This is a genomic window from Rhodococcus oxybenzonivorans, assembly GCF_003130705.1.
Lineage (GTDB): Bacteria > Actinomycetota > Actinomycetes > Mycobacteriales > Mycobacteriaceae > Rhodococcus_F > Rhodococcus_F oxybenzonivorans.
This window is the reverse complement of the sequence record NZ_CP021354.1, coordinates 1,126,018-1,139,724: the sequence shown is the minus strand read 5'-3', so window position 1 is coordinate 1,139,724 and position 13,707 is coordinate 1,126,018. Positions and strand designations below refer to the sequence as shown.

Here is a 13,707-nt window from a genome sequence, read left to right as displayed (position 1 = left end):
GCAGTGCAGGAGAGGATTTCCAATGAACATTGACGACATGGTGATGGTCAGCATCGACGACCACGTAGTCGAACCAGCCGACATCTTCGAAAAGCACTTCCCGAAGAGTCTCATGGACCAGGCTCCCAAGCTGACAGCCCACCCGCGCAACCCCAACGTGCAGGCCTGGATGTTCCAGGACGTCGTGGTCGGCAGCTCGGGGCTGAACGCCGTGGTCTCCTGGCCCAAGAGCGAGTGGGGATTGGATCCGACGGGCTACGCCGAGATGCGCCCCGGTGTCTACGACATGGGCATGCGGGTTCGGGACATGGATGCCAACGGCACCCTGGCCGCAACACTTTTCGCCACCTTCCCGGGATTCGCCGGCACCCATCTGGCCAGCCTGCCGGACAAGAAGCTATCTCTCGCTGCCTGCCAGGCGTTCAACGACTGGGTCGTCGGCGAGGTCCCCAGCACCTACCCGGGCCGCTTCATCCCGCTCGGCATCATCCCGTTCTTCGACATGGACGCGTCGGTCAAGGAGATCCACCGGCTCGCGGCGATGGGCTGCCGATCCATCAGCATTCCCGAAACCCCCTACGGTGTCGGGTTTCCCGACTTCAAATCAGGTCATTGGGACCCGGTTTTCAAAGCGTGCGTGGAGCACAACATTGTCCTCAGCCTGCACATCGGCGGCGGCTTCGGCCTCGTCAAGCGGCCCGAGGGTTTCAACATCGACGACATGATGGTCTTGACGCCGCTCATCTCGACGATCGCGGCGAACGACATGATGCTGAGCGGGGCTTTCCAGAAGTTCCCCGACCTCAAGGTCGCCATGAGCGAGGGCGGTGTGGGCTGGGTGGCGCCGTGGCTCGACCGGCTGGAGCGGCATATCGAGAACCAGTCGTGGACGGGCATGAGCTTCCTCCCCAAGGGAATGGGCCCTACGGACGTGTGGCGAAAGAACTTTCTGGCGTGCTACATCACCGAGCCGAGCGGTCTGAACAACCGTGAGCGGCTGGGCATCGACACCATCGCGTGGGAGTGCGACTTCCCGCACTCCGATTCCACCTGGCCGAATTCGCCGGAGATGCTGATGGAGGAGCTCGCCGCCTCCCGCTGCACCGACGAGGAGATCGATAAAATCACCTGGAAGAATGTTGCCAGGTTCTTCGATTGGGATCCGTTCGAGCACACTCCTCGCGAGCAGGCCACCGTGGGAGCCCTGCGTGCCCGCGCCACCGACGTCGACGTGAGTGAGACGTCCAAGGAGGAGTACCGCCGACGCTACGAACTCGCGAACTCGTAGGTCAGGAAACTTTTACACGCATGATGCCCGCCGACCGGAGTCGGCGGGCATCATGCGTAGAGGGTCGATCCGCTTCACGTCAGAGTTTGACAACAACCGTCTTGGTGGCGGTAAAGGCATCGAGGGCCTCGCACCCTTTCTCACGCCCGTATCCGGACTTCTTGAAGCCGCCGAAGGGAAGTTCCACACCACCACCGGCGCCGTAGGTGTTGACGTACACCTGACCTGCCTCGATGTCCGCGGCCATCCGGTGCGCCCGAGAAAGGTCGGCGGTCCACACCGAGCCGAGCAGCGCATACTCGGTGCCGTTCGCCAGTGCGACCGCCTCCTCTTCTCCGGCGAAAGAGTTGACCACGAGAACGGGCCCGAAGATTTCCTCCTGAGCGATCGGTGAGACCGGATCCACGTTGTCGATGAGGGTGGGCGCGAAGTAGGCGCCGCCGGCGAGCGATTCGTCCTCAGGGACGGTGCCCCCGCACACTATTTCACCCTTGGTGAGATCGTCGACCATGGATTTGACCCGGCCCTGCTGCTTGGCCGACACCAGCGGACCGAGTTCTTTGTCGTCGACACCGGCTCCGATGGTCACGCGGGAGAAGTGTTCGGCGACCCGATCGACCATTTCGGCATGGACGGACTCGTGAACGAGCAGACGCGAACCTGCGGAGCAGGTTTGCCCCGCGTTCTGCAAGATTGCCTTCGCCACCGCCGTGGATGCTGCGTCCAGATCGGCGTCCGGGAAGACGATCTGCGCGGACTTACCCCCGAGCTCGAGTACCACGGGAACGACACGGTCGGCGGCCGCACGCGCGATCACCGCGCCGATCCGGGTCGACCCGACGAACCCGATGTGGTCGACCCCGGTATGCGTGGACAGTGCCGCACCGGTTTCGGCGCCGATCCCGGTGACGACGTTGAACACACCGGGCGGTAAGCCTGCCTCGATAGCCAGCTGCGCGAACGCCACCGCGGTGCGGGGTGTTTCGTCCGCCGGTTTGGCCACCGAGCAGTTGCCGGTCGCAATGGCGGGTGCCACCGCGCGCGCGAGGAGCTGCATCGGGTAGTTCCAGGCCACGATGTGGGCGGTGACCCCGAACGGCTCACGCCGGGTGTACACGTGCAGGTCGGCCGAGAGCGGAATCGACTGACCGTAGTAGGTGTCGATCGCGTGCCCATAGAAGCTGAAGTAGCGTGCCGACACGTCGACGTCGTTGCGCGCCTGGCTGAGAGGTTTGCCCGAATCCTCGCTCTCCATCCGTGCAAGGTGTTCCTTGTCGCGCAGGATCAGGTTCGCGATGCGGGTGAGGATGTCTGCACGATCCTCGGGCTTGGTGCGCCGCCACGACCTGTTCGCCGCACGGGCCGCGGACACCGCGGAATCGACCTGCTGCGCTGTGGCACGTGCGACGGTGCCCAGGGAACGGCCCGTGGACGGGTCGATGTTCTCGTACCATTCGGGGGAATCGACAGATTCTCCATTGATGAACGACCGTGTAATCGCCATGATCGTGGTTCCTTCCCAATCAGGTTGCAGTGTCGGCATCCGACGAGAACATCGCCCGACGCTCGTGCAGGAAGTCGTGCGGATAGCCGAGCCGCACACGTGTGGCCGCGTCGAGCCGCTCCACGTGTGAGTCGTCCAGATGGATACTCAGTGCGCCGAGATTGTCGTGGATCTGGGTCACGGTACGTGCGCCGATCGACGGCATCAGCCCCTGGCGCAGCACCCAGGCCAGCGCTACGCGCGCGGACGTGGTTCCGAGTTCTTCAGCGATTTCGACGGCAGCGTTCACACCCCGTTGGTGAGACGGGGACAGTCGCTCGATACCACCGGGAAGCTTCCCGGCCAGTATCCCGCGTGCGAGCGGACTCCACGCGTAGACAGCCAGGCCGAGTGCTCTTGCCATGGGCAGGAGCTCTCGGTCCGGAGTACGTGCGACGAGAGAGTATTCGACCTGCATGCCGCAAAACGCGGACCAGCCCCTCAACTCGGCAATGGCGGCCGATCGGGAGACGACCCAGGCGGGCGTGTTTGTCACGCCGATCGCGAGGACTTTGCCGGATCGCACCAGGTCGTCGAGTGCACGCAATGTCTCTTCGACAGGAGTGCACTGGTCCCACGCATGTACCCACAACAAGTCGACATAGTCGGTGCCCAGCCGTCGCAGGCTCGTCTCGACGCTGCGACGCAGGCTCTTGCGGTGGCTGCCGCCCGAGTTCGGATCATCCTTGTGGGTCGGCAGTGTGAATTTGGTACTCAGGACGACAGAATCGCGCTCGCCCGCTACCAGTCGCCCGACAATCGATTCGCTCGCGCCTTCGGTGTAGTTGTTGGCCGTGTCGACCACGTTGCCGCCCGCGTCGCGGAAGGCACTGTAGATTTCCCGCGACGTCTCCTCATCCGCGCCGAACCCCCACTCCGTCCCGAATGTCATTGCACCCAGGCAGAGCTCGCTGACACGCAGGCCGGACGAGCCCAGCACACGCATCCCCATTCCCCTCCTGCGATCCGAGTCAGGCATCGTCGTCCACCACCCAGTTGACGAATCGATGGAGGGGATACATACCGTCGTGAGGGCTGCCCATGCTGCCGGTGAGTGCGCTGCCCAGTTTCACGACACGCTGCACGCCCGCCGTAGCGAGATGATCGCGAACCTCGGCCTTCCGGTGTGTCGGGTAGATGCCTACCGTCTGCGTCGCCACCGTCGCGAAGGCGGCGGCGTCGCCCATCGACGCGACCGGCACGACGTTGACAGTCTTGTTCGTCGGGTGGAAGTCGACCGGCTCGGGCGAGCGCACAACCAGGCCGCTACCGTCGTAACCTCCCCAGACCCGATAGTCGGGTTCGAGGAAGCGCATTCCCTCCACCTCCTCACGAATGTCGCTGGGAGTCTTCGGCCCGGTTGCCTCCGCGAAGTCCCGGTCGACACCGAGTCGTGCGGTGAGCGCGGCACAGAACCGGTCGACCTGCCCGATGTCACCCTCGACCGCGATGTGCCGAGCGGCGACGCACGCGTCCTGGTTGAAGATCGTGGCGTCGGCCGCGGCGAGTTCGGCCACCTGCTGCAGGGTCTCCTCCGATGCGAACGCCTCCCTGCCGACGATGGACATCGACACCTTGGGGTCGAACGAGATCAACTGGAACCCCGGCCCGGCGTACTTCGCGGCGTTCGCGATCGCGGAGCCGCCACCCCAGGCCACCAGCTTGTCGAAGTACTGGGAGCGGTACAGCACGTTCTCGACCTGCGCGTCGCCCCCGCGCCAGTAGACAGCCGACATCGACCGGAGAATCGGATGATCGGGCTCGATGTCCGACATGGTTCGAAGTACGGCAACCGTGGTGAAGGGATCAGCAGAAGGCATCTTGAAGACGTTCACCGCCTTGACAAGTGCTGCGTCGGCGATCGAGGTCATGGCTGCGCTCGGTGAGTTTCCTGCGAGCATGTGGACGAGCCGGGGTGGGAAGGCCCGAATCCGGCTCACCCTTCCGTTCGGATCGGTGCGCTCGACCCATCCGTCGAGTAGATTCCGGTCACCGAACGTGCGGTCGAGCCGGTACTCGAGCGCCTCCCTGGTCAGGAACTGCCCGGGCCTGGCGAACGTATTCTCGATGATTCGCCGCGGCAGCGCGCTGACCTGCAGGGTCATCTCTAGCGACTCCTGCAGATATTCGTTCGTTTCGAGCGTGAGATGTTTGGCGGTCTCGACGAGAAAGTCGATGATCTCCGAGAGTGGAACCTCGAATGCCGGGCCCTGCTGGGTGCGCGGAACGAACAGTTCGTCGAGCTTCAGGCGCGGCGTGGCAAAGGGCACGCCGAAGTCGCGGGAGAGATATTCGGTGTCGTCACCCCAGATCAGCTTGCCGCGCACGAAATGGGGTACACGGATCTTGGACGTACTCGGGGTGAGAGTGGTTGTCGTCGTCATGGTTTCGTCCTCAGTCCTCGATGAATCCACGGACGTAAGCATCCGTGGTGCCGGCACAGGTGATCTTGTCGTCGTCGACCAGATCCGAGTACCGAGTGATGTCGGGGGCGATCGAGGGCCCCGATCGGCCGCAGGCGCACGCGTCGAGGTCGACGCTGATCTTGTCGCCGGTGATCGTCCCGCCCCAGCGCCCGTCGACGGTCGTGTCGAAGAATGCGGCACGACCCTCGACCTGTCCGTCCGATTCCGGTGCCGGCGCCTCGCCGTTCTTGTCGAGTACGAAGAGTACGAGTCCGGACGGCACGTGGTAGCGCTCGGCGGAACATCGGGGAAGACGCAGATTGAGCTCCTGCATGGAGTAGTAGTGGAAGAACCTGCTCGGTGAGATATTCAGCATCCGGTAGATCTGCGCTTGATAGTCGGCAGGCAAGGAGTGGCCCTTCAATCCGCCGCCCACCGTCAGCGCATTCTCGCCGGTGATGTCTCCGTCTTTCGCTCCGAGCTCGCGCAGTATCTCCGTGAGCCGAAACAGGCTTGCGAACTGGGAGCTGAAGAAGATTCGCTCCGAACGATGTTCGAGTATCTGCTCTGCCCAGTAGTGCAGGCGCCGCTCGTTCTCCGCCTGCCGCTTCGCGGCCTCTGCCTCGTGCGCCGCGAGCTCGTCCGGTGTGGCGGTCCCGTCGGCCATCGCCTTGCGCACCGCGGACAGGCGCGCCATGTAGGCGTGGTGCCCGGCGGCGGGGGGCGCGGCCGGAAAGAGTGGGATGCCGTCCGGTCGGCCGTAGGAGCCGAGGAGCAGGTCGCGCATGGCATTGTGTCCGCTGAGCCCGGTCTCCGGACCGACAGGAATGAAATGCCACGTGCGTTCCGGCGGCAGACCGAGATCGGTCAGGCCGTCGAGCATGTTCTGCAGCGACACTTCCCGGTCACGCGGAGACTTGTTCAAAAAGGAACTTTTCCCGCTGGTGCCGCTCGAACTCGACACCAGATGTCCAGCAGCTTCCAACCTGTCGATCAGGCCGTCGACGTCCGCGACGCCGGACAGGTCGACGTCGGTGACCCGGTGGGTCGAGAGGGAATCGAGCCAGCGAGTGAGCTGCCTCCAATTGCCCTTCGCGATCAGCGATTCGGGGTAGCTCTTGTAGGCGGTATGCGGGAAGAGCAGGGGAATCATGTCCTCGCGGTACGCGATTCTCTCGATTCCCTCCGCATCGGCCCGCTGCGCGAGAAAGGGCACCTGCCGGCGCCGCTCCTGAAAAAGCGCATCCAGTGTCTCGATGACATTCCGCTGTTTCGTCGTTCCTGACATGGTGCCTCCGGCGTCGTCGCAAATAACTTTACCCTCGGTCAAGTTTCCTTAACTTTACCCACGGTATAGTTATTTTGTCCACAGCAGTCCCGGACTCGGCTGGCAGACTTACCGGCATGACGTCGCCGAAGTCCCGCTCTCGTACAGACGACTCCACGCCTCACCGCGGCGGCCGTCCCACCCGGGAGCAAGCCACGCGGATTGATCGAAGCGTCCGCGAAAGCGCGCTCGAGCTCTTCCTCCAGTACGGCTACGAGGGCACGTCGATGAATGCGATCGCCGAGGCGGCCGGCACCACCAAACCGTCCCTATACGCTCGCTTCCCCACCAAGGAGGCAGTCTTCCGCTCGGTACTCGAATGGGCGATCCAACGCACCGACTGGCCGGTTCCCGAACCACCCGCGCCGAGCCTCGACGACTTGGAGGAGGCCTTGACCGCGATCGCGTCCGCCGCGCTGAGTCGGGCGCTCGAACCCTCGATGATCAGGCTCGAACAGATCGCTATTGCCCATGCTTCGCACTACCCGGAGCTCGCCCGCCGGACTTTCGGGACCGGGTTCTGGCCGCGCAAGCAGCTCGTGGTCGACCTACTCAACCGCCACGCGGCAGACGGCTCGATCGTGGCCGAAGACCCCGACCTGCTCGCGGAACACTTCCTCGGGATGGCCTCGGTCGCGCCGGCGCGCCTCGCGTCCTTCGGCATCGTGCACGACGCTGAGGAGCGGGCACGCCACACCCGTTCGGCGGTGCAGCTCTTTCTTCGCAGCCTGCGGCCCGTCGACGACGAACGGACGTGAACCGGCGAGCCACGGCCGGCCGGCGCATTACCGCCCGGCTGCTCCGGCTCTCAGGCAGAACACGGTGATGCGATCGATGTCGGTCGCGGTCGGCTGAACCCGCCGCCAGAGGTAGTCCGACAACGTGCCGATCATCGCGTGCGCTGCAAGGGAGGCATCGAATTCGGGCGCCTCGATTCCCAACTGCCTGAACGGTTCGTGCAGCAATCCGGCCAGCGGATCGCTGGCCGACCGCAGACCCGACGCCGCGTCCTCGCCAAGACTGCCGGCATTCCACAGGACGGCGCGCGTGGTTTCCGCGACCTCACCGGTGGCCTGGGAGATCACACCCTCGACCCAGCGACGAACCTTTGCCTCAGGCGTGGACTCCTTGTTCATCTGATGCGCAACGTAATTCCGCAGTCGCTCCGTTCCGTCCTCGAAGAGCGCTGCCACCAGCGCATCCTTCGACCGAAAATGACGATAGAACGCCTCGTTCGACAGGCCGGCCGCAGCGACAATGTCCGCGACCCGCGGGCGGGAGGTCGTTCCACACGCCCGCATCACCTCGAGCGCGGCGTCGAGCAACCCACGGATTTCCATGGCATAGATCGCGCCGCGTTTGGCCAACGCGCGCTGGGCAATACGGCTCGCAAGATCCTCCATCGCGTCAGTGCGCTTCGGCTGGGCCGCGCGAAGGCCGCTCGGGGCGGGACCAACACCGCTGAAGCCCTGGCTGTGCCACACGACTCACCAGTTCGATCCGAAGGCCCGTCGTCGTGCTGCGATGGAAAGTGAAGAACGGCTGCCCGTCGGAACCCACCCGGGTCGCCTCGGTCACGACCGGCACAGCCACCGCGATCGGACCACCTATTTCGTCGCCCCACTCGTACCCGAACAGGGCGCGGAGCTCCATCCGGGTCGCTTCCGGTTTGTCGGTGACGATGCCGAGATGAAAGAGATCCTCAGCCTTCATCGGCCGGCCTCGCCCAACTCTCCGCGGCTTCAAGAAGCAAACTCCGAAAAATAAGAATTGCATTTGTGTTCACGAGAACGATATTCTCATGTCGACGAAGGAGGCGCAATGGCATGGGATTTCGAGACGGACGCTGAGTACCAAGCGAAACTGGACTGGGCGGATACGTTCGTACGCGACGAGGTCGAGCCACTCGATCACATCTGGGAGCACCAACAGTTCGTTCCCCTCGACGGGGCGCGACGCAAGGCTATCGACCCATTGAAAGACCAGGTTCGGAAACAAGGCCTCTGGGCCACCCACCTCGGACCCGAACTCGGCGGCCAGGGATACGGAGCGCTCGAGTTGGCGCTCCTGAACGAGATACTCGGCCGATCTTCGTGGGCACCGATCGTGTTCGGGTGCCAAGCGCCGGACACCGGCAACGCCGAGATCATCGCCCATTACGGCACCGAAGCACAAAAGGAGCGCTATCTGCAGCCGCTGCTCAACGGCGAGTTGTTCTCCACCTATTCGATGACCGAGCCCCAGGCAGGCGCCGACCCAGCCCAGTTCACCACGCGAGCGGTCAAAGATGGGGACCACTGGATCATCGACGGCTGGAAGTACTTCTCCTCCAACGCCAGAACCGCATCCTTCCTGATCGTCATGGCCGTCACGAACCCCGACGTCAGCGTCTACAAAGGCATGTCGATGTTTCTGGTCCCGGCGGATACGCCCGGAATCGACATCGTTCGCAACGTCGGCCTGTATGGGGAAGCCATGAACGACGGTACCCACGCCCTCATTCACTACGACGGTGTCCGGGTTCCCGAAGAGGCAATGCTCGGTGGAGAAGGTCAGGCTTTCGCCGTCGCTCAGACCCGCCTCGGCGGCGGCAGGATCCACCACGCCATGCGGACGATCGGTCTCGCGCAGAAGGCCCTCGACATGATGTGCGAGCGCGCCCTCAGCCGCGAAACCTCAGGTAGCCGCCTCGCGGACAAGCAATTCGTCCAGGGCTATATCGCCGACTCCTACGCCCAGTTGGCCCAGTTCCGGCTCTTCGTGCTGCACACGGCCTGGAAAATCGACAAGTACAACGACTACAAGAAGGTTCGAAAAGACATCGCCACCGCCAAGGTCATCATGCCGACAGTTCTACACGACATTGCTTGGCGCGCAATGCAAGTGCACGGAGCACTGGGCGTGACCAACGAGCTGCCGCTGTTCCAGATGATTCACGGCGCCGCCGTCATGGGCCTCGCGGACGGCCCCACCGAGGTGCACAAGACCACAGTCGCCAAGCAGGTACTTCGCGATTACAAGCCCAACGACGACCTCTGGCCCTCGGAATGGATCCCGAAGAAGCAAGAAGCCGCCAAGGCAAAGTTCGCCGAGTACCTCGAACTGGAAGTAGGAAATTTGTGATCGACTTTCAACGCCTGTCGGACTGGATGGACGGTCAGGGGCTCGGCAAACGGGCCCCGCTCGAACACCGATACCTTTCCGGCGGAACACAGAACGACATCTACGAACTGACCCGCGAAGACCTCCGCTGCGTGATCCGAATACCACCGCCCGAAGCTCCGGCGAATCGCGACAAGGGAATTCTGCGGGAGTGGCAGATCATCCAGGCACTCGAGGGCACCGACGTGCCACACACCGAGGCCATCGCCGTGTGCGAAGACGCATCGGTCCTCGGCCGGCCGTTCTACCTGATGGGATTCGTCGACGGTTGGTCACCGATGGAGAACAGGAACTGGACCACCCCCTTCGACACCGACCTCGTGGCCCGCGCCGGACTCGGCTACCAATTGGCCGAAGGCATCGCCCTCCTGTCCGCGGTCGATTGGAAGTCCAGGGGTCTCCAAGACCTGGGCCGCCCCGAGGGCTTCCACGAACGCCAGGTCGACCGCTGGACCGGCCTTTTCGCGAAGATCAAGGGCCGCGAACTCGACGGTTTCGATGTAGCTACCGACTGGCTGCGCAACCACAAGCCGCTCGATTTCGTCCCCGGCATCATGCACGGCGACTATCAGTTCGCGAACGTCATGTTCCAGGACGGTGCACCGGCGAAACTGGCCGCGATCGTCGACTGGGAAATGGGCACGGTCGGAGACCCCAAGCTCGACCTGGCTTGGATGCTCGAGGGCTGGCCTGCGGACACCAGCACCCCGGAAGCTGCCACCTGCAGCTACGTCAATCTGCAGGGGATGCCGTCAATGGATCAGCTGGCAGGACACTATTCCGACGTCTCGGGACGCCAGGTCGACGATCTCGACTATTACCGGATCCTTGCCAAATGGAAGTTGGCGATCATCCTCGAACAGGGATACCAGCGTGCGGGCGACAACGAGAAGCTCCTCGCCTTCGGGCCTATCGTCGTCCAGTCCATGATTGCGGCCGCCGAGCTCGCCGAAACGACGGAGTACAAGTTATGACCGACATCGCAGAACTCGTACAGGAACGCCACGGCGCCATTTTGGTACTTCGCCTCAACCGGCCGGAGGCACGGAACGCACTCACCGGCACGCTGATGCGTGACCTCGGCACCATCGTCGTGGAGGCCGAAGCGGATCCGGACATTCGCGCCATCGTCCTCACCGGCGCGGGCGACCGCGCATTCTGTTCAGGGATGGATCTGCGCTCCTTCGCGGAAGAAGGCGAGGGTGGCTTCAGCTCCGAGGGTTACGCACGATTGGCTTCGGGGCAACTGACCCTCCCGGTTATCGGTGCGGCAAACGGCACCGCCATCGGCGGCGGACTCGAGCTGCTGCTCGGGGCCGATGTCATCGTCGCTTCGTCGACCGCTAAATTTGGCTTCCCGGAGGTCAAACGGGGTTTGTTCCCCGGTGGCGGCGGAACGACCATCGGGACGAGACTCCCGTTGCACGCCGCGCTGGAGATGACGCTCACGGGCGACTTCATCACCGCAGACCGTGGCTACCAGCTCGGTTTGATCAATGCTGTGGTCGAAGCTGATGCTGTGTTGGACACCGCCCTGGGATTCGCCGAGCGAATCGCCGCTAATGCACCCCTCGGACTCGCTGCCTGCAAGGAACTCGTCCGCCTCTCGGTCTCCGATGCGGACAGGGCCGCGGAACGACTCACCGACTGGCAGTCCATCGTATTCACCAGCGCAGACGCCAAAGAGGGCGCCGCGGCGTTCATCGAGAAGCGCGCACCGATCTGGCAGGGACGGTGATCTGACAGTGCGTGCCGCAGTCTGTTCCTCGTACGGGCCCCCCGAGGCTGTCACAGTTGAAACGCTTCCCTCACCTCTCTTGGAACCGGGTCAGGTGCGGATCAAGATCGGAGCCGCAGCCGTCAACTTCTCAGATGTGCTACTGATTGCCGGCAAGTACCAAGTCAGTGTCCCACCACCGTTCACACCCGGGAGTGAGTTCGCAGGCGTCGTCGAGGAAGTGGCCGAAGGAGTCAGCGCAGTCTCAGTGGGCGACCGGGTCACCGGAACCGGGTTTGTCGGTGCCTTCGCCGAGGAGATCGTCGTGGCCTCCGACAAACTCACCCTCAAGCGGATCCCGGACGGCATCGATGCACGCGTCGCCGCTGCCTTCGGCGTCGCACACCGCACGGCCTATCACACACTTCGCTCGGTGGCCCGCGTGCGGCCCGGGGACGAGCTGATCGTTCTCGGAGCGGGCGGCGGAGTCGGCATCGCCGCTGTTCAACTCGGTATCGCACTCGGTGCGTCCGTCACCGCGGTCGCGTCGAGCACCGACAAGCTCGTAGTCGCCGCTTCATATGGAGCCGGCCACCTCATCGATCACCGATCCGGGGATCTGCGCTCCCGGCTGAAAGAGGCACTTCCCCAGGGCGCAGACGTCGTGGTGGACCCGGTGGGAGGCGACCTCTCCGAGCCTGCACTCCGCGCGCTACGCCCGGGCGGCCGCTTCGTTACGGTCGGCTACGCCTCCGGCGTCATCCCGTCCATCCCGCTCAATCTGGTGCTGGTCAAAGGCATTCACATTTCCGGATTCCAGTTCAAGGACATCCCAGCCGACGAATTTCATCGTAACGAACAGGAACTGACCGACCTGCTACTCGAGAATCGTGCAGTCCCCCACATCGGCGCGTCGTATCCGCTCGAGGACACGGCCGACGCTCTCCGGCTCGTCGCCGACGGCAACGCCATCGGCAAGGTACTCATCGACTGCGAATCGTAGTGCGGTGTTACTCCTCCGACGCAGCCGGAGGAGTAACACTTATGACCACGAACCCCGACGGTCAAGCTATGTCGGATATCGACCACGACGGCCAGTTGAGTAGCTCGTTGTGGCGGAAGGTCTCCGTGGCACCGATCGAATCGACCGAAACGGCAGCCGCCGCGAGGGCATGGGCCTTGAAAGCTCTGGCAGCCATACTCAGCCGGTGGCTGCCGGAGCCGAATCTCCCATCGAGATCGTCTGGGAACGTATCGCCGAGCAGCATCACCTCGGTTTCGCCCTTGTCCAAGTTGTCGAGCACACCCCGCCGCACGCGGGAGTCGGTTTGGTACAGATCTGCCGACACTGCGATCACCTGTGGGCAGGGACCGTGAGGACCCGCGAGCGCCGATTCCAGGTCGAGTGTGATCGCTCCGAGGATCTGGAGTGGCCGTGCATCAAGGTGGTCCGCGACGATGACCGAAACGTCCCACCCCGCCATCGTCTGGTCGAACAGCCAGCCTCCAGCGAGCCGCACCACGTCGACCACGTTCGGTGCGACGACGGCAACCCGATACCTCAGGCTTCGCTGTCGGGCGCGAGCTGTCGAGTCAGCGATCGTGCATACCCCCTGAATACGTCGGTCACGGGGATCGAAGGGTCGAGTAGCCATGAGGTCTCCATTCCTCTGAGAAACGCCATAATCTCTACGGCCTTGAGTGCCGGGTCTACGTCGGTTCGGTATCGGCCGGCGCGTTGACCACGCCGGATGCCTTCTGCCACGGCCTCGACAGAGGCCCTGGCTCTGCCGAGGAGGCGGTCGTGCAGCGGCGCGTTGGAATCGAGGTTTTCGATCTGGAGGGCGGCGAACATGCCGAGCAGCTCGGGTGAGCGCTGGAATCGCTCAGCGACCCGCTCGATCTGCTCGATGAGATCACCCGAGCGGTCTGCGTGAGCGTCGTCGTCGGCATCGCGGGCGTCGAGCACCGCGTGCAACAGCTGCTCCTTCGACTCGAAGTGATGCAGCAGTCCAGCAGGGCTGACCCCGACCTCCTTCGCGATCTGAGCCAACGTCGTGTTGCGCCAGCCGTTTCGCGCCAACAGCCGCTGAGCGGCCGTGACGATCAATTGCCGTCGATCCTCACCCTTCGCCAGAAGCGTGTCATACGGCCGTGGTTCCGACACCGGACTCCTTCGTTGGACCAACCTACTGAACACACAGTAGGTCAGTTCGTCCGGTGTGACAAGGATCTCTTTTGTTGTTACGCGCGGCTACAGTCACA

General features: G+C 63.7%; 14 protein-coding genes. 6 read left to right on the top strand and 8 right to left on the bottom strand.

Translation table 11 applies throughout. The annotated features are described in order from the left end of the window. The first annotated feature begins 22 nt into the window (after positions 1–22). A complete protein-coding gene (locus tag CBI38_RS05460; protein WP_109327033.1) occupies positions 23–1,288 on the top strand; it encodes an amidohydrolase family protein in 1,266 nt (421 codons plus the stop codon). 79 nt (positions 1,289–1,367) lie between these two features. Here the strand turns inward: CBI38_RS05460 and CBI38_RS05455 are convergent, their stop codons facing one another. From CBI38_RS05455 to CBI38_RS05440, 4 genes are read right to left on the bottom strand one after another with little or no spacing between them, the layout of a single operon-like run. After that, a complete protein-coding gene (locus CBI38_RS05455) occupies positions 1,368–2,792 on the bottom strand; it encodes an aldehyde dehydrogenase family protein (RefSeq protein WP_109327032.1) in 1,425 nt (474 codons plus the stop codon). Positions 2,793–2,811: 19 nt separating this feature from the next. Then, entirely contained in the window at positions 2,812–3,783 is a 972-nt protein-coding gene (locus CBI38_RS05450) for an aldo/keto reductase (RefSeq protein WP_109327031.1), read from the bottom strand. Positions 3,784–3,802: 19 nt separating this feature from the next. Then, entirely contained in the window at positions 3,803–5,215 is a 1,413-nt protein-coding gene (locus CBI38_RS05445) for an acyl-CoA reductase (protein ID WP_109327030.1), read from the bottom strand. 10 nt (positions 5,216–5,225) lie between these two features. Further along, entirely contained in the window at positions 5,226–6,524 is a 1,299-nt protein-coding gene (locus tag CBI38_RS05440; protein WP_109327029.1) for a hypothetical protein, read from the bottom strand. A gap of 116 nt (positions 6,525–6,640) precedes the next feature. On the opposite strand from CBI38_RS05440, the gene CBI38_RS05435 reads away from it, so the two are divergent. Continuing rightward, the gene (locus CBI38_RS05435; protein ID WP_109327028.1) at positions 6,641–7,321 is read left to right on the top strand and encodes a TetR/AcrR family transcriptional regulator; all 681 of its coding nucleotides are present in this window, start codon (positions 6,641–6,643) and stop codon (positions 7,319–7,321) included. 27 nt (positions 7,322–7,348) lie between these two features. Here CBI38_RS05435 and CBI38_RS05430 read toward each other — a convergent pair whose 3' ends face one another. Then, positions 7,349–7,966: a TetR/AcrR family transcriptional regulator gene (locus tag CBI38_RS05430; protein WP_109327027.1), complete on the bottom strand. Its 618-nt coding sequence runs from the start codon at positions 7,964–7,966 to the stop codon at positions 7,349–7,351. Between the two features lie 4 nt (positions 7,967–7,970). Continuing rightward, a complete protein-coding gene (locus tag CBI38_RS05425; protein WP_109327026.1) occupies positions 7,971–8,276 on the bottom strand; it encodes a hypothetical protein in 306 nt (101 codons plus the stop codon). A gap of 108 nt (positions 8,277–8,384) precedes the next feature. On the opposite strand from CBI38_RS05425, the gene CBI38_RS05420 reads away from it, so the two are divergent. From CBI38_RS05420 to CBI38_RS05405, 4 genes are read left to right on the top strand one after another with little or no spacing between them, the layout of a single operon-like run. After that, positions 8,385–9,686: an acyl-CoA dehydrogenase family protein gene (locus CBI38_RS05420; RefSeq protein WP_109327024.1), complete on the top strand. Its 1,302-nt coding sequence runs from the start codon at positions 8,385–8,387 to the stop codon at positions 9,684–9,686. Continuing rightward, positions 9,683–10,699 carry a phosphotransferase family protein gene (locus CBI38_RS05415; protein WP_230990089.1) on the top strand — a complete coding sequence of 339 codons (1,017 nt, stop codon included), beginning with the start codon at positions 9,683–9,685 and terminating at the stop codon, positions 10,697–10,699. Before CBI38_RS05420 ends, CBI38_RS05415 begins: the two co-directional genes overlap by 4 nt. Further along, positions 10,696–11,463: an enoyl-CoA hydratase-related protein gene (locus CBI38_RS05410; protein ID WP_109327009.1), complete on the top strand. Its 768-nt coding sequence runs from the start codon at positions 10,696–10,698 to the stop codon at positions 11,461–11,463. The genes CBI38_RS05415 and CBI38_RS05410 overlap by 4 nt, the downstream gene beginning before the upstream one ends. Before the next feature lie 7 nt (positions 11,464–11,470). Then, positions 11,471–12,445 (top strand): NADPH:quinone oxidoreductase family protein, encoded by a 975-nt coding sequence (locus CBI38_RS05405; protein WP_109327008.1) that lies wholly within the window; start codon positions 11,471–11,473, stop codon positions 12,443–12,445. 61 nt (positions 12,446–12,506) lie between these two features. Here CBI38_RS05405 and CBI38_RS05400 read toward each other — a convergent pair whose 3' ends face one another. Then, on the bottom strand, positions 12,507–13,007 hold the full coding sequence (locus tag CBI38_RS05400; protein WP_109334872.1) for a hypothetical protein: 501 nt from the start codon (positions 13,005–13,007) through the stop codon (positions 12,507–12,509). After that, entirely contained in the window at positions 13,004–13,609 is a 606-nt protein-coding gene (locus CBI38_RS05395; RefSeq protein WP_109327007.1) for a TetR/AcrR family transcriptional regulator, read from the bottom strand. The genes CBI38_RS05400 and CBI38_RS05395 overlap by 4 nt, the downstream gene beginning before the upstream one ends. Between the last annotated feature and the right edge of the window lie 98 nt (positions 13,610–13,707).